Below are 15,636 nucleotides of genomic sequence, written 5' to 3'. Positions count from 1 at the left end.
GCATGATCGATTCTTTCAAGCACCCGTCCGCCTCAGTTGATCGCGGGTGACGACTTCACCATACGCTCTTGCGAGCGGCATGACGAATCCATTTCGAAGGCGAACCGCCCTGTCCGACCACACGCCGCTATGACGCCGCAACGGATTCCGCTACCTATTGCACGTCGGTTCCCGGAAGGGCTCCCAGCGGATGCAAAGATTGTTGCTCTCCTCCGATGCGCTGCCGCACGGCATTGACGACCGTGCCCGCATCGGCGCGTGGCACGACGCCTATGGCGACCGGTTCGGCTCGGTCGGCATGTCCTACCGCAAGGACGTGGCGTTTTCGGCGAATTGCCTGCTCGCGGCGTTCGGCGATCTCGGTTTCATGAGCTTCAACGGGACGCTCGAGCGTGTGTCACGGACATCCAGGAATGTGGCCGCCGATCCGCGCGGTGATTTCCTGCTCGGCTTTCCGCGCGGCGGCGCCGATGCCGTCGTCGTCCAGCGCGGACGTGACGTGCACTGCGGCACAGGCCAGGTCGTCATCACCTCGAATGCCGAGCCGATGGAGACGCAGGTCGGTCCGGGCTCGACCATCGCGTGGCTCGGCCTCTCGGTGCCTCGCGCAAGGCTTCTCGACGTCGTCGCCGACGCCGACGACGTGGTGTCGAGGCGGCTCGATCCAGGCGCGCCCTCGATGCGGCATCTCATGCGCTATCTCTGTCTGCTCGCGGCGCCCGACGCGCCGGATAGCGACCCTGCCCTTGGCGCTCATATCGAGCGCACGCTGCTCGATCTGGTCAGCCTGGCGCTGGGTGCGCGCGGCGACCACGCATATGTCGCACGCGAACGCGGCTTGGCGGCGGCGCGGCTGGACGACATTCTGGCCATCATCCGGCGGCGTTTCGCCGACCCCGGCTTCGAGGTGGCGGATGTGGCGGATGTGGCGGATGTGGCGCGCCGGTTGGGCGTCTCACCCCGCTATGTCAATGCGCTGGTGCACGATACAGGCCGCAGTTTCGCCGAGCGGGTCATGGAGTTGCGGTTGCAGAAGGCGCGCGAGATGCTGACGGACATGCGCCAGGACCGCATGAAGATTATCGATATCGCATTCGCCTGCGGCTTCAACGAAGTGTCCTACTTCAACCGCTGCTTCCGCCGACGCTTCGGAAGCGCGCCGTCCGGCTTGCGCGGCGCAAGGAACGGCGAGAATGTCCGAAACGCGGACGCTTGACGCACTGCTCGTGACTACTGCCGGGTCGGCCGGCGCTCCGCCCGCTCCTTCTCAGGCATTGCATCGCGGTCCACCTCTGCTTCCTCCGCCACCGCTGTTACCGGCTCGGGAAAGCCGATGCCGCGTTTCGCCAGCCGCGTGCGGGCGAGCTTGGTCAGGTCGAGTTTCGCGCGGAAAAAATCGGTGTCGGAAGTCCAGTAGCGCAGCGCCATCTGGATGGAGCCGTCGTTCAGCGCGTTGACGAAGGCGAGCGGCGCCGGCTGCTTCTTCACCCGTAGGTCGGCGGCGGCGAGCTCTGTCAGCAGGCGTTCCGCAGCATCGATGTCGTCCCCGTACCGGATGTTGACGGCGATGTCGTTGCGCCGCAGCCTGTTGCGTGTGGAATTGCGCACCGGCTCGTTCCACAATTTCGAGTTGGGCGCCAGGATATAGATGCCGTCGGCGGCGCGCAGTTTTGTCGCGAACAGCCCGACTTCCTCGACCTCCCCGGAAATCGAACCGACCTCGATGGACTCGCCGATGCGGAACGGACGCAGCACCAGGAGCATGATGCCGGCCGCGATGTTCTGCAGCGTGCCTTGCAGCGCCAGCCCTATTGCCAGGCCGATGGCGCCGATCGCCGCGATGATGGATGCTGTCTGCACGCCGAACTGGCCGAGCACCATGACCAGCACCAGAACCAGCACGGCGTAGCGCGCTGCCGTCGCGAAGAAATGCCGTAGTGTGCCGTCGAAGCCGGGCAGCCGCGACAGGCCGCCGGAAATGCCGCGTTCGACCAGGCCGGCGACGATGTAGCCGACGACCATGAGCATCACGGCGCCCAGCACCGAGAAGGAATAGGCGATGACCAGCGCCCACACGGCGTCAAATCCCGTGCCGATGCTGGCGATGGCGTCCTGCGCCGCATTTTCCATTTGAAGACCCTCCGATTTTGCCGCAATCCGACCGAAACTTTTCGCGTCCGGATGGGTTCCTTACTGGAGGGCAGCAGCAAGCAGCGAAGGACACCCCAGGACACGCCGCAAAAATCAGGTGGCGAAGACGTCTTGAAACCTTCACCATGCTGCGCCTATCTTCGCAGTATCCGCTGATTTGGCGGATGAAGCAGTTGTTCTTGATGCGAAAGGAAAGACACTGAGAACAGCACTACGGAAGAAGGCGCATTTCGTGCCTTCGCCGGCCGGGATCAGCGGAATAGACTCCGTGTCCCGCGCCCTCGAAACAGTCCTTGCCAGTCTCGACGACTCCAAGGCCGAAAACATCGTCCCCATCGACATCCGCGGAAAGTCCAGCCTCGCCGACCACATGGTGGTGGCGTCGGGCCGGTCGCACCGTCACGTGGCGGCGGTTGCCGAACATCTCCTGACCGCGCTCAAGGACGCCGGCTTCGGCAATGCGCGCGTCGAGGGGCTGCCGGCCGCCGACTGGGTGCTCATCGATTCGGGCGATGTGATCGTGCATGTGTTCCGCCCCGAAGTCCGCGAATTCTACAATCTGGAAAAGATGTGGCAGACGCCGGACCTAGAGGAAGAGACCTTGCATTGATGCCGGGCTGCGCTCCCGCCTGACCCGACGTCTGGCGGCGGGCGGCGTTCGCCTGTAAAGGCGGGACGCCATGAAGGTATCGATCCATGCCGTGGGCCGCCTGAAGGCCGGCCCCGAGAAAGAATTGGCCGCGCGCTATCTCGACCGCTTCTTGAAGAGCGGGCCGACGCTCGGGTTGGATTTTTCGGGCGTCACCGAGATCGCCGAGAGTCGGGCGGCGAGCGCGGGCGAGCGTGGCCGCGAGGAGGCCGACCGGCTGCTTGCCTTCGTCGACGAGAAGGCCGCGCTGGTGCTGCTCGACGAGCGCGGCAAAAACCTTTCTTCCCCACAATTCGCCGAAAAGCTTGGCGCGCTGCGCGACGAAGGCCGAAGACACACGGTCTTCGCCATCGGCGGGCCAGACGGGCATGCCGATTTCTTGCGCGAGCGGGCGGCGATTTTATGGTCGTTCGGCGCGCTGACCTGGCCGCACCAGATGGTGCGCTTCATGCTGGCCGAGCAGCTTTACCGCGCGACGACGATCCTTTCCGGGCACCCGTATCACCGGGTTTGAAGGCGAGCGGTCGCTTCGCCCTCGTCAATCCCCAAATACACCCTGTGAAACCGCGACCCGAAACTGGTCAGCACCTCGTAGCCGATGGTGCCGGCCTGGGCGGCGACCTCGTCGACGCTCTGGTGCGGACCGATGAGTTCAACCAGCGCGCCGGGTTCCGGCAATCCGGGCGGCAGAGCGGTGACGTCGAGGATGATCGAATCCATCGAAACGCGGCCGACGAAAGGAAGCCTTTTGCCGGCAAGGAAGGCATAGGAGGCGGCGCGGCGGTGCCAGCCGTCGGCATAACCCAACGAGATGGTGGCAAGCCGCATCGGTACCGTTGCCTTTGCCGCGTGGCCGTAGCCGATGCCGGTCCCCGCGGGGACCTCGCGCGTCTGGATGACCTTGGCGTCGAGCCGCACGACCGGGCGCATCGGGTTCGGCAGTCCCGGCTGCGGGTTGATGCCGTAGAGCGCGCAGCCGGGGCGGGCAAAATCGGCAATGTCGTCGCGGTTAAGGAAAATGCCGGACGAATTGGCAAGCGAGCGCGGCGCTGCCGGCAACTTTTCGGCCAGCGCGGCAAAGGCCCTGCGCTGGGCGGCGTTCGACGCCTCGCCCGGCTCGTCGGCACGGGCGAAATGGCTCATCACCAGTTTCAGGTCGATGCGATCGAAGGCATGCGGGTCGGCGGCGATGCGATCGACTTCATAGGGCGGCATGCCGAGCCGGGCCATGCCGCTATCCACCTGCACCGCCGCCGGCAGCGTTCTTTCCTGCTTCGCCGCCAGCGCGCGCCAGGCGAAAAGCTGGGCCTCGCTGTTCAGCACCGGTATCAGGCCGGCAGCGGCGCAAAAGGCCTCCGCGCCAGGCGGCAGGCCGTTGAGCACGAAAATCTCCGGGTTCGCTCCGAGTATCTTTCTCAGGGCAAGTCCCTCGCCGAGAAGGGCGACGAAAAACCTGTCGCAGCCTTCGCGGACCAGCGCCGGCGCTACTTTTTCGGCGCCCAGCCCATAGGCGTCCGCCTTGACCACGGCCGCGCAGCGCCCGCCGCCCTGACGGTCGCGCAGCAGCCGGTAGTTGGCGCGTATGGCGCCGAGGTCGATGGTGAGCACCGCACCGGCTTGCACAAGGCCGGGGTCGAGCGTTGCAGCACCCGCGGCCGAACCGGCGTGATCGTCGCGCTTCAGCATGGTTCTCTTCCGTTGGTCGAGCGGCAATGAGTAGTGCCACGGTCTGGCCGCCGCAACCCTTCGGCGGCAACGCTGACGTCCAGCGCGCCTCTCACGCAGCCAGATGCCGGAAGGCGGCGACCACCTCGACATAGGTGTGGCGCTTGAACGGCACGATCAGGTCCGACAGTTCGTCCATCGGCTTCCAGGCCCAGTCGTCGAATTCCGGCTCGTGGCCACCCGGCGGCGGGTTGATGGCGATCTCGCGCTCGTCGCCGTCAAAGCGCAGCGCGAACCATTTTTGCGTCTGGCCGCGGTATTTCCCTTTGAACGCAATCCCGACCAGATTGGCCGGCAGATCGTATTTGATCCAGTAAGGCGCCTCGGCGAGCAGCGAGACGCTCCTCATGCCGGTCTCCTCGTAGAGCTCGCGCAACGCCGCCGGATACGGTTCCTCGTCCTTGTCGATGCCGCCCTGCGGCATCTGCCACAGCATCGGCGTGCCGGCGAACTCGCTGTCCGGCTGGGCGATGCGGTGGCCCGTCCACACCAGTCCGTCGCGGTTCAGCACCATCACGCCGACGCATGGGCGATAGGGCAGAGTCTCGGGAGCGACGGTTTTTTTCGATTTGGACATGAAGGCTCCGGGGAACTCTTTGAACCACGAGGCTCAGACCTATAGCAGCAACCCCGGCGTTTTATGAACAGTCTGCGCGCTTCGAGACGCGCCGGCTTGAGCGCTCACGCTCCCCCGCGGGAATTGCCTCTCAAAAACGGGTAGAGGAAGCGGTGGCTACCGCTCCGGGTCGCTTGCCAGCGCCGAGATAGGCACGATCTCGATACCGCGCTTCTTCGCCTCGGCGGCCCAGCCGGTGACGGCCTCGATGGTCGTTTCGAAGGCGAAGCCGGTTGCGATTGCGAACCCCTTGGCGCGGGCCGTGCGTTCGATTTCGTCGAGCTTTTTCAGGATCGCGCCGCGGTCGCGGTCGGCGTCGATCACTGCGTCGCCGGCTGCGAACGGCACGCTGTTCTTCAACGCCAGTTCGGGCGCGGCGCTGCGCGCCGAGGAGCCGTCGTCGAGATAGAGCAGGCCACGCTTGCCGAGTTCGGCGAGGAACGGCTGCATGGCGGCGCCATCGGCCGAGAAGCGCGCGCCCATGAAATTCATCACCCCGGTGTAGTTGGTGGTGCGCGACAGCGCCCAGCGCAGGTTCTTGAGATTCTCCTCGGCCGTGGCCTCGACCGTCAGCGTGTTGCGGCCAGGATCGACGTTCGGATAGTCGAACGGCTCCAGCGGCACCTGCATGACGATCTCGTGGCCCTTCTGGCGGGCGGCCTGCATCCAGCGGCCGATGCTGTTACCCTGCGGCGAAAACGCGATGGTGACCTCCGCCGGCAGGCGCTGGATGGCGTTCTGCGTGCCGGTCTGGGAAATGCCGAAACCGCCGATGACGATGGCGACGCGAGCGCCGCGAGCGCCCGACCAGGGCCGGGCATAGACGTCGAAGGGCCGCCTGCCGTCGGCGGCGCGGATCGGCAGCGGGCCGCTGTCGGTGCGCTCGATCAGCGCCGGGTCCGGCAGATGCGCGACGCGCAGGTTCTGGCCGATGGTCGACGGGTCGCGGATGACCACCACGCCGCTGCTGGCCGGCCGATCAGCAGGGTCGAGCTGGATGATCTTTGCGCCGCCGTCGGCCCCGGCGGCTGTGGGTTTTGCGGGGACGAGATCGCCGGTCGCAGCGGCGACTTCCGGTGTGGTGGTGACAACGGGCGCGGGGGTTCGGAACGGCTTGTCCCGCAGTGCGATGGCGCTGGAAGCCGCGAGGATGGCGAGGACCGCGAAGCCCGAGGCGATGGTGGAGGGCGTCAGGCGTGGCGTATGGCTGACCGTCGCCAGCCCCTGCCCCAGCGGACGTTCGATTTCCCGTTGCGTAACCGACAAGCCGCACCCCTTTGCCAACCAAGGCAAATCCCGCCAGCTTCACCGTGCCATCGGAAGCTTGCGGCAGGCTTTCGCCAAGGCAAGCCACAAACCAACCCGGTACGCGCTGCGGCGGATACGCTTCGCCGATCGAAAAAGCGGCGGAGAAATTCTCCGCCGCTCCCGAAAACGCTTACTGCTGGAGAACTGCCCGGTCCGGATTCGGCGGGAAGGCCGGATCGGTCTTGACGCCGCGCAGGAGGTCGAGCGCGTAGCCGAGCTGCACGTCGTCCTTCGGATCCGGCGGCACATAGGCGGCCGAACCCGAGCCCTGGTCGCTCTCGTCGGCGCCCTTGATGTGGCCCTTGAGATCCGATTCGCCGCGCGTGGTGTCGACATCCTTCAGATCTTCCGGCAGCGGCTGCTCGACCTTGATGTCGGGCGTGATGCCCTTGCCCTGGATCGATTTGCCGGCCGGCGTGTAGTAGAGCGCCGTGGTGAGCCGGAGCGCGCCGTTCTCCCCGAGCGGGATGATGGTCTGCACCGAGCCCTTGCCGAAGGACTGCGTGCCGACGACCGTGGCGCGGCGGTGGTCCTGCAGCGCGCCGGCGACGATCTCCGAGGCGCTGGCCGAGCCGCCGTTGACCAGGACGACCACCGGCTTGCCGCCGATATCGTCGCCGGGCCGCGAGTCGAAGCGGGTCACGTCCTTCGGATCGCGGCCGCGCGTCGAGACGATCTCGCCGCGGTCGAGGAAGGCATCGGATACGCTGACCGCCTGGTCGAGCAGACCGCCGGGGTTGAGGCGCAGGTCGAGCACATAACCCTTCAGCTTGTCGTCCGGCACCTGCTTCTTGATCGCGGCGATGGCGTTTTCCAGGTCGTCAAAGGTCTTTTCGGTGAACGAGGTGATCTTCATGTAGCCGACGTCTTCCTCGACGCGGAACTTGACGGCCTTCACCTTGATGACGTCGCGCACGATGGTGAGTTCGATCGGCTTGTCGGCGCCTTCGCGCAGGATTGTGAGCTTGATCGGCGTGTTGACGAGGCCGCGCATCTTCTCGACGGCGTCGTTCAGCGTCATGCCGCGAACCTCGGTGCCGTCGATGGCCGAGATGAAGTCGCCGGCGCGCACCCCTGCCTTGGCGGCCGGCGTGTCGTCGATCGGCGTGATCACCTTGACCAACTCGTTCTCCATGGTGACTTCGATGCCGAGGCCGCCGAACTCGCCCTTGGTCTGGACGCGCATGTCCTTGGCGGCTTCCGGATTGAGATAGGAGGAGTGCGGGTCGAGCGAAGTCAGCATGCCGTTGATGGCGCTCTCGACCAGCGCCTTCTCTTCCGGCGGCGTCACATATTGCGCGCGCACCCGCTCGAAGATGTCGCCGAAGATGGCGAGCTGCTTGTAGGTCTCGGACCCCGCAGCGTTCGCCGTCGTGCCGGCCGCGCCGTAGACGAGGCTCATGGCGGATGCGCCCATCAACGCTCCGGCAAACAGAAGCGACAATTTACGTATCATTCCCTGTCCTTCCAGAAAGACGCTCCGCCCACCAGGGAGACGGATCGACGGGTTTTCCATCCTTGCGGAACTCGACATAGAGTTCCGGCCCATTCGCCACTTTGCTGGCCAGAGCGCTCGCCACCCTGGCCTCCCCCATCGCTCCGACCGGCTCTCCAGCCAGAACCGAACGTCCGAGCGCGACGGTGATTCTGTCCATCCCCGCCAGGACGACATGATAGCCGTCGCCCGCGTCAAGGATCAAGAGTTGTCCGTAGGAGCGGAAAGGCCCGGCATAAAGCACATTTCCGTCGGCGGGAGCCGTGACGATGGCGCCCGATTGTGTCGCAACCGTGTCGCCTTGCATCACGCCGCCGTTATCGTCCTTGCCGCCGAAGCGGCGGCTGAAGCGGCCGTTGACCGGCAGCGCCAACTGGTTGTGCAGGGCCGGGAAGGGCAGCGAGGCCATGCTGCGGTTGTTCTCCGGCAGCGCCGCGATCTCGGCGTCGCGGGCAAGCAGCTTCTCCTTGGCGGCGCGCGCCAGTTCCGCGGCGGCGCGATCCTTCTCTGCCTGCTTGTCGAGCGAGGCGATCAATTCCTTCAGGCTGCCCGCCTTGGCGGCGAGTTCCTCGGCGCGCTTGCGCTCGGCGGCGAGTTCGGCCTCCGTCTCGCCCTGCAGCTTCTGCTTGGCTTCCAGCAGCAGGTTGAGGCGACGCTGCTCGGCGACCTGGTCGGCGGCCGACGCGGCGAGTCGGCCGCGCTCGGCCTCGATCGAGCCGGCGATGCGCGACAGCTCGGCCATGTCGGCCATCAGGGTCTCCGTCTCGTGCCTGAGTTCCGGTACGACCGCTCCAAGCAGGACGGCGCTGCGCACCGACGACAGCGCGTCCTCCGGCCTGACCAGGATCGCCGGCGGCGGGTTCAGCCCCATGCGCTGCAGCGCGCCGAGCACTTCCGCCAGCACACCGCGCCGCGAGGCGAGAGAGGCGCGCACCGTGTCGGCCTCGGCCTTCAGCCGGTCGAGCCTGAGCGCGATCACCTCGATGTCCTGGCCGAGTTTCTTTTCGGTCTTGGCGGCCTGGATGAGCGCGGCGGTGATCGAGGCATAGTCCTGCTTGACCCCGGCGACCTCCGCGGCGAGCGTTTCGAGGCGGTCGGCGGAAAGCTGGATGTCGTGGCTGACGGATTCGTATTCGGCGCGCCTCGCCTCGGCCTGCGGCGCGGCGCCCTGCGCTTCCGGGCCGGCCGGTGGCGTGACGGCCGCCTGCTCGCCGGAAGCCGGCATGGCGGCGGCCAGCAGCATGGCGGCACCTGCCACGCTGCGGCAAAGCCTGTCCGCAATGCGTCTCGTCCTGTCGGCCATTTTTCCGGCACTGGGTTCGTTCGGGCGGGAGTCTACTCCGGCCTTTGTTAACGAACCATCAACCATAAATGCGCCCCGCATGGCGCAACTTCGAACAGCAATTTGGCGAAAGTTCGGGCGGTATACTGCCAGATCACCAGTTGCACGTATCTCAAATGAGATACATATTGGCTCGGAACCCCGGAGAATTGGAATGGCCAACCGGACCTCGATGCTGCATGTCCGCGTAGACGACGATTTGAAGGCAGCCGCGTCGGAGACGCTGGCCGGCGTAGGACTGACCATATCCGATGCCGTACGCATCCTTCTGACCCGTGTCGCCAAGGAAGGCGGGCTGCCCGCCGGCCTTGCGTCGGACGCTGAAGCCTACGACCGGTGGTTCCGCGCCAAGGTCGGGGAAGCCCTTGCGGACACCAGACCTCCTGTGCCCCACGGTCAGGTCATGGATGAGGCTCAAGCGCTGATCGACAGGAAGAGCCGTGCCCGGACCGGCGCTTGAATGGAAGGCCACCGCGCGCGCCGATCTGCTGGCAATCATCGACTACATTTCCGACGACAATCCCAAGGCTGCGCAGCGCGTCAAGGATGACATCGAGGCCAAGGTGGCGCGGCTGCCGGAGTATCCAAAACTTTATCGGCCGGGCCGAATGGCCGGCACACGCGAGATGAACGTGCGCACGAATTATGTGGTCGTCTACGTGGAGGACGCCCGCGCCGTGACCATCTTGAGGGTGCTGCACGCCGCCCAGCAATGGCCACCCGAATAACGGCTGACATCCACGTAGTGCTGATCCACGGAAGACTCGACTTGAGCAGCCCGCCCGACATCGCCTGGGAACTGGCGCGGGCATGGCCGGGCAGCGAACTGGTGCTGATCGGCGAGGCCGGCCACGGCGCGGGACATTCAAGCGTCAGCGATGCCGTCATCGCCGCGACCGACCGGTTCGCGGCGCGAAGCGGGGACGCTGCCGTCCTCTGGTCCGGCGTTCCCCCGCCGATGCCCATGCTACCCGGCGCACGTCGCGTCCGGCACGAAACTGTTCGCGGACAATCCATCCATGGCGCATGACAAGGTGGTTGCCATTGAGCCAGCTTCTGCCTCAATGACGCAGCCTGCCCGGCCTTGGCTGCGCAGGGCGAGTTCTCCCGTGGGAAAAAAGCGTTCGCGACCCCGGGGGCCAGTTCGAAAAGCGAGGGGCGACGATGAAGATCCTTATCCTTGGCAGCGGCGTGATCGGCGTGACCGCCGCGCATTATCTTGCCGAGGCCGGCCACCAGGTGACGGTGGTCGACCGGCAGAACGGCCCGGCGCTGGAGACCAGCTTCGCCAATGCGGGCGAAGTGTCGCCCGGCTATTCCTCGCCCTGGGCCGGGCCCGGCATTCCGGTCAAGGCGATCAAATGGCTGCTGATGAAACACGGCCCGCTGGTCATCCGCCCGCTCATCGACCCGGCAATGTGGTCGTGGGTGCTCAAGATGCTGATGAACTGCAACGCGAGGAGCTACGCGCTGAACAAGGCGCGCATGGTGCCGATTGCCGAATATGCGCGGGACTGCCTGCGCGAGCTGCGCGCCTCCACCGGCATTGCCTATGACGAGCGTAGCCAGGGCACGCTCCAGCTCTTCCGCACCGAGAAGCAACTCGCCGGCATTTCCGGCGACGTCGAGGTTCTGAAACAGTTCGGCGTGCCGTTCGAGGTGCTGGACCCTGCCGGCTGCATCGCCGCCGAGCCCGCGCTGGCCAGGGTCAAAGGCAAATTCGTGGGCGGGCTGCGCCTGCCCGGCGACGAGACCGGCGACTGCCAGATGTTCACCGAAAGGCTGGCCTCGCATGCGGCGGGCCGCGGCGTGACGTTCCGCTTCGGCACGACGATCGAGCGCATCGTCACGGAGGGCGGCAAGGTGACGGGCGTCGCCACCAGCGCCGGGCTTTTGGCCGCCGACGCCTATGTGGTGGCGCTGGGCAGCTATTCGCCGATCATGCTGAGGCCGCTCGGCCTGTCGCTGCCGGTCTATCCGATCAAGGGATATTCGATCACCGTGCCGATCAAGGACGAGGCCGGCGCACCTCAATCGACTGTGATGGACGAGACCTACAAGGTGGCGATCACCCGGCTGGGCTCAAGAATCCGCGCCGGCGGCACGGCCGAGATCTCCGGCTACGATTTGCGCCTGCATGACGGCCGCAAGGATACGCTGACGCATTCGGTCGGTGACCTGTTCCCGGCCGGCGCCGACCTCGAGGGCGCAAAGTTCTGGTGTGGCTTGCGGCCGATGACGCCGGACGGTCCGCCAATCATCGGCGGCACGCGCTATCCCAACCTCTATCTCAGCACCGGTCACGGCACGCTGGGCTGGACCATGTCCTGCGGTTCCGGCCGGGTGCTCGCGGACATCATCTCGGGCCGGAAGCCGGACATCGACGTCAAGGATCTGGCGCTGAGCCGCTACCGATGATCTTGACGAATGAAACCCTGATCGCCGGTTTCGTCTTCCTCGGCCTGGCGGGAGCGTCGCTTGGCGCACTGGCGACCTATGAGCGGCTGCCAGCCCATCACCGCGCCGACGAGACCTACAATCTGGTGCGCGTCATCGGCAACCTCTTCGTGGTGATGACCTCGCTGGTGCTCGGCCTGACCATCAACTCGGCAAAAAACACCTTCGAATCGATCGACGACAACGTCCATGTCTTCGCGACCGAACTGATCCTGCTCGACCGGTCGCTCCGGCACTACGGACCGGAAACCGGACCGGCGCGCGAATTGCTGTCGATCTATCTGAAGGGCGTGACCCGGGACGCGGACGCCGACACCCGCGCCTATGCGATCGACGACAGGAGATCGGAGCAGTTGCTCACCCAGGCCGGCCGGGAGATCGACGCCATAAAGCCGCCCGACGCACAGAAGATGACGGTCTGGCAGGACGTGCGCCAGCACTACCAGAAGGTCGTGGGACTGCGCTGGATGCTGATCGAGCAGTCCGAGGGCGACATCCCCAGGGCGCTGCTGGTCATGCTCGTCGCCTGGCTGCTGGTCATCTTCGCCAGTCTGGGCTATCGGGCGCCGCGCAACGCCGCGATCGGTGTCACCTTCGTGGCGTCCGCCGGCCTTCTCGCGGCATCCATCTATCTCATCCTCGACATGGAAAAACCGTTCGCCGGAGCGATCCAGGTGTCGTCGGCGCCGTTGCAGCGCGCGCTGGCGGAGATACAGGCAAAGTAGGGAAATCGCCGTCGGTAGCTTGCGGCCATCCGTGCAGCGCTTGTGGATCGAAGGACGCGTCGACAAGGTCCAATTGGCCCTCTGTGGCGAACAGTTCAATGGGAAACGGCAGCGGCGCACGGTCGACAAAGAGCGACCCCCGCGCGGTTTGACTTTTCGCGCCGAAAAGCCTATGTATCTCAAATCGATGTTGCTAGCCGATTTTGTCTATCAAGCGCTGCAGAAAGCGCGCTCTGGCGAATTCTTCTCCAAAATCGATCAAAAATAATCCGGCGTGCACCTGCTCGCCGGATGATATTTCTAGAACGATTGAAAGGAATCGTCATGAGCACAGGTACTGTCAAGTGGTTCAACGGAACCAAGGGTTTCGGCTTCATTCAGCCCGACGAGGGTGGCGCGGACGTGTTCGTCCACATCTCCGCCGTCGAGCGCGCCGGAATGCGCAGCCTCAATGAAGGCCAGAAGGTCAACTACGAACTCGTTCGCGACCGCAAGTCCGGCAAGATGTCGGCGGACAGCCTGACGGCTGCCTAATATCCCATCTCGCATGGTGACCGCGGACGTACCGGCACCGAAGCGACATGGAACGGGAGGGTCGGCTGGTCCGGCCCTTTTTTATTTTCGGCGATCAGCGCCGACAGGTGTCGGAGGCCAGGCCATGAGCCAGAAAGACAACCAGGACCGCGCGGCCCGTACCACGGTGGCCGCCAGGACAATCATCGATGCGGAGACGAAGGCCCGCAATGCCAAGACCGATCGCCTGCGCAAGCTGCGCCTGGCGCAAGAAGCCGTGACCGCACCGGAGGCCAAGTCGGCGGGCGGGCGGCGGCGTACAAAATAGCCGGCGCATAGCCGCGCCTGACCGATTGATCGCGCACCGTTCCTCTGCCAGAAATTAGCCGGGGCATTCTTCTGGGCATCTCCATGCGAGATGGGGCGGGCGGGCATGACATTTCGAAGAAGCGCGCCGGCGGCGTTGATCGCTGCGGTGGTGGTGGTTGTGACGGCCTTGACGATCCTGTCGGCGCGCCTGTTCAGCGGGCTGACCGACGCGGTCGAAAAGAGCCAGTTCGAATTGATGCAGGCGATCTTCGACACGGCGCTCGCCGACGCCGAGAACAAGGCGCTGGCGCGCGCCGAGATGCTGGCCTCCCTGCCCTTGACCCGGCAGGCGGTGGCGGCAAAAGACCGGCAGGCGCTGCTCGACAACTATGCCGCCATGTTCGAGGGACAGAAGGAGCGGCACGGCGTCGACCAGGTGCAGTTCCATGTGCCGCCGGCCACCTCGCTGCTGAGATTGCAGGATCCAAAACTGTTCGGCGACGACCTGACGCGTTTCCGGCCGATGGTGGTTGCCGTCAACCGCGACCATGTATCGGTCAAGGGGCTGGCGATCGCCCGCACCGGGCCAGCGATCTTCGGCGTCTCGCCGGTCACCGACATGCAGGGCAACCACGCCGGCAGCGTCGAGTTCGGCCTGGATTTCGGTCCGATGCTGGTGGCGATGAAAAGCGCCTACGGGCTGGAATTCACCTTCTTCGTCGAGGAAAAACCGCTGCGCGACTTCGCCTCCGGGGTCGACCCGGCGGTGTTCAGCGAGCAGAACCGTGTCGGCCGCTTCCTGCGGCTTGAGACGACCAACGGGGCGCTGATGAGCGATCTGGCCGGCGACGCCGACATATCGGTGGTCAACGAGCCGGTGACCTACGCGCGCGATTCCCAGGGCGTGCCCTACGGGGTGCTGCTGATCCCCTTGCGCGACCGTGCCGGCCAATCGCTGGGCGTGATCGCGGCGGCTCGCGACTTTTCCGGCTCGCGCGCCGCGGCGGGCCGTTCGCTGGTCTGGCAGGCCTGCCTCGCAATCTTCGCCATCGTCATCCTGGCCGGCGCCATCATCACCGTCATCCGCGGCTTCCTGCTGCGGCCGCTGCAGGTCGTGGTCGATCGTTTCGTCGGCCTGTCGAGCGGTGGACAATCCGGCCCGGTCGCCGGCTCGGAACGTTTTGCCGCCGAACTTCAGCCGCTGGTCGAATTGCACAACCGCGTGGCGGCCAAGCGCGCCGGAAAGCCGGCCGAATGAGAACGCTCCTCTTCGCGTTGGCCGCCTGGCTGCTGGCCTTGGCGGGACAGGCCGCCGCAGATGCCAGCCTGCCGATGGACAAGGGTCTGCCGGTGCGCGTCAAGGCGGCGATCGGCTATGTCGGGGTGTCGGGTTTCGACGAGAACGCCGCGAGTTTCAAAGGCGTGGTCGACATACGCCTGCGCTGGGAGGATCTGCGCCTGCGCCGTCCCGCCGCCGAGGCGAACGACCCGCCGCGTGTGCTGCGCGGCGACGAGGCGCTGGCCGAGGCGAAACGCATCTGGGTGCCGGACACGACGATCGCCAATCAGGTCGCGGAAGCCGCCCCTGCCGAGATCGGCCTGCGCATTTTCCCGGACGGACGGGTCGAGATGCTGAAGCGCGTCTCCGGCGAATTCTCCACCGACTACGACGTCTCGCGCTTCCCCTTCGGCAAGCAACAGTTGCAGGTGCGGCTGGCGCTGCGAGCCGAGACGGCCAATCAGGCGACGCTTGCCTTCGACCAGGACGATCTCGACTTCAGCCGGCCCTCGGCGGAAGCGAGACTCGACGGCTGGACGCTGCGCTTCGTCAACCTGGCGGTCAGCGCCGAGCCGGGCTGGTACGGCGCGGCACACGCCACCATGACCGCGTCGCTGGAGGCGGTACGCCATCCCGGTCCGGTCATCGCCTCGATCTTCATCCCGCTGCTCGCCTCGCTGCTGATCCCGTTGCTGGCGGTGTGGCTGAACCGGGTCGAGGACGGCGCCTTCCAGATCGAGACGTTCGAATTGGTCAACATCATCATCGGCGGGCTGTTCGCGGTGATCGCACTGAATTTCACGGTCAATTCGGTCTACGAGGTACTGGAATCCGGCGACAATCCGATCAACCGGCTGTTCGCGCTGAACTATGTGACGCTGGCGATCAGCCTCGCCGTCAACGTGCTCTTGTTCCGCTTCGGCGTCGTCGAGCGGGCCTTCGGCGCCTACGTGCAGGAGCAGTTCTATCTCTTCCTGGTCTGGGCGATCCCGCTGCTGGTGTTCACCACCGCCGCCTCGATCATCCTGGTGGCGCTGGCGTGACATCTGACATCCGGAGGACCGGCC

Annotated in this window: 19 protein-coding genes; 13 read left to right on the top strand and 6 right to left on the bottom strand. The window is 65.7% G+C overall.

Annotation, left to right across the window (positions count from 1 at the left end; all coding sequences use genetic code 11):
- Positions 1-190: 190 nt before the first annotated feature.
- Positions 191-1,216, top strand: coding sequence for an AraC family transcriptional regulator (locus RB623_RS00360; RefSeq protein WP_308054748.1), 1,026 nt, complete (start codon positions 191-193; stop codon positions 1,214-1,216).
- Positions 1,217-1,230: 14 nt separating this feature from the next.
- On the opposite strand, the gene RB623_RS00355 is transcribed toward RB623_RS00360, so the two are convergent.
- Positions 1,231-2,130: a mechanosensitive ion channel domain-containing protein gene (locus RB623_RS00355; protein ID WP_308054747.1), complete on the bottom strand. Its 900-nt coding sequence runs from the start codon at positions 2,128-2,130 to the stop codon at positions 1,231-1,233.
- Between the two features lie 253 nt (positions 2,131-2,383).
- Here RB623_RS00355 and rsfS point away from each other — a divergent pair, with 253 nt between their 5' ends.
- Both rsfS and rlmH read left to right on the top strand, forming a co-directional pair.
- Positions 2,384-2,761, top strand: a complete 378-nt coding sequence (gene rsfS / locus RB623_RS00350) for a ribosome silencing factor (protein ID WP_308054746.1) — start codon at positions 2,384-2,386, stop codon at positions 2,759-2,761.
- A gap of 70 nt (positions 2,762-2,831) precedes the next feature.
- Complete coding sequence (gene rlmH, locus RB623_RS00345) at positions 2,832-3,314, top strand: 23S rRNA (pseudouridine(1915)-N(3))-methyltransferase RlmH (RefSeq protein ID WP_308054745.1); 483 nt, start codon at positions 2,832-2,834, stop codon at positions 3,312-3,314.
- On the opposite strand, the gene alr is transcribed toward rlmH, so the two are convergent.
- The 5 genes from alr to RB623_RS00320 form a co-directional block, all read right to left on the bottom strand.
- Positions 3,302-4,486, bottom strand: coding sequence for an alanine racemase (gene alr / locus RB623_RS00340; protein WP_308054744.1), 1,185 nt, complete (start codon positions 4,484-4,486; stop codon positions 3,302-3,304). The genes rlmH and alr overlap by 13 nt on opposite strands.
- 91 nt (positions 4,487-4,577) lie before the next feature.
- Positions 4,578-5,102, bottom strand: a complete 525-nt coding sequence (locus tag RB623_RS00335; RefSeq protein WP_308054743.1) for an RNA pyrophosphohydrolase — start codon at positions 5,100-5,102, stop codon at positions 4,578-4,580.
- A 156-nt stretch (positions 5,103-5,258) separates the two neighbouring features.
- Positions 5,259-6,407, bottom strand: a complete 1,149-nt coding sequence (locus tag RB623_RS00330; RefSeq protein WP_308054742.1) for a divergent polysaccharide deacetylase family protein — start codon at positions 6,405-6,407, stop codon at positions 5,259-5,261.
- A gap of 172 nt (positions 6,408-6,579) precedes the next feature.
- Positions 6,580-7,905 carry a S41 family peptidase gene (locus tag RB623_RS00325; protein WP_308054741.1) on the bottom strand — a complete coding sequence of 442 codons (1,326 nt, stop codon included), beginning with the start codon at positions 7,903-7,905 and terminating at the stop codon, positions 6,580-6,582.
- A complete protein-coding gene (locus RB623_RS00320) occupies positions 7,895-9,247 on the bottom strand; it encodes a murein hydrolase activator EnvC (RefSeq protein ID WP_308054740.1) in 1,353 nt (450 codons plus the stop codon). Before RB623_RS00320 ends, RB623_RS00325 begins: the two co-directional genes overlap by 11 nt.
- Before the next feature lie 193 nt (positions 9,248-9,440).
- Between RB623_RS00320 and RB623_RS00315 the strand changes: the two genes are divergently transcribed.
- The 10 genes from RB623_RS00315 (at position 9,441) to RB623_RS00270 (ending at position 15,612) form a co-directional block, all read left to right on the top strand.
- Complete coding sequence (locus RB623_RS00315) at positions 9,441-9,746, top strand: type II toxin-antitoxin system RelB/DinJ family antitoxin (protein WP_308054739.1); 306 nt, start codon at positions 9,441-9,443, stop codon at positions 9,744-9,746.
- On the top strand, positions 9,727-10,014 hold the full coding sequence (locus RB623_RS00310; protein ID WP_308054738.1) for a type II toxin-antitoxin system RelE/ParE family toxin: 288 nt from the start codon (positions 9,727-9,729) through the stop codon (positions 10,012-10,014). Before RB623_RS00315 ends, RB623_RS00310 begins: the two co-directional genes overlap by 20 nt.
- 41 nt (positions 10,015-10,055) lie before the next feature.
- Positions 10,056-10,316 carry a hypothetical protein gene (locus RB623_RS00305; RefSeq protein ID WP_308054737.1) on the top strand — a complete coding sequence of 87 codons (261 nt, stop codon included), beginning with the start codon at positions 10,056-10,058 and terminating at the stop codon, positions 10,314-10,316.
- Between the two features lie 134 nt (positions 10,317-10,450).
- Positions 10,451-11,704 carry a D-amino acid dehydrogenase gene (locus RB623_RS00300; protein ID WP_308054736.1) on the top strand — a complete coding sequence of 418 codons (1,254 nt, stop codon included), beginning with the start codon at positions 10,451-10,453 and terminating at the stop codon, positions 11,702-11,704.
- Entirely contained in the window at positions 11,701-12,468 is a 768-nt protein-coding gene (locus RB623_RS00295) for a hypothetical protein (protein WP_308054735.1), read from the top strand. The genes RB623_RS00300 and RB623_RS00295 overlap by 4 nt, the downstream gene beginning before the upstream one ends.
- A 31-nt stretch (positions 12,469-12,499) precedes the next feature.
- Complete coding sequence (locus RB623_RS00290; RefSeq protein ID WP_308054734.1) at positions 12,500-12,736, top strand: hypothetical protein; 237 nt, start codon at positions 12,500-12,502, stop codon at positions 12,734-12,736.
- A gap of 56 nt (positions 12,737-12,792) precedes the next feature.
- Positions 12,793-13,002 carry a cold-shock protein gene (locus tag RB623_RS00285; RefSeq protein ID WP_308054733.1) on the top strand — a complete coding sequence of 70 codons (210 nt, stop codon included), beginning with the start codon at positions 12,793-12,795 and terminating at the stop codon, positions 13,000-13,002.
- A 124-nt stretch (positions 13,003-13,126) separates the two neighbouring features.
- Complete coding sequence (locus tag RB623_RS00280) at positions 13,127-13,309, top strand: hypothetical protein (RefSeq protein ID WP_308054732.1); 183 nt, start codon at positions 13,127-13,129, stop codon at positions 13,307-13,309.
- Positions 13,310-13,414: 105 nt separating this feature from the next.
- Entirely contained in the window at positions 13,415-14,548 is a 1,134-nt protein-coding gene (locus tag RB623_RS00275) for a cache domain-containing protein (RefSeq protein ID WP_308054731.1), read from the top strand.
- Positions 14,545-15,612, top strand: coding sequence for a hypothetical protein (locus RB623_RS00270; RefSeq protein ID WP_308054730.1), 1,068 nt, complete (start codon positions 14,545-14,547; stop codon positions 15,610-15,612). The genes RB623_RS00275 and RB623_RS00270 overlap by 4 nt, the downstream gene beginning before the upstream one ends.
- The last annotated feature ends 24 nt before the right edge of the window (positions 15,613-15,636 follow it).

Origin of the sequence: Mesorhizobium sp. LHD-90 (genome assembly GCF_030929505.1) — a bacterium.
Classification (GTDB): Bacteria; Pseudomonadota; Alphaproteobacteria; order Rhizobiales; family Rhizobiaceae; genus Kumtagia.
This window is presented reverse-complemented; position numbering and strand designations above follow the sequence as displayed.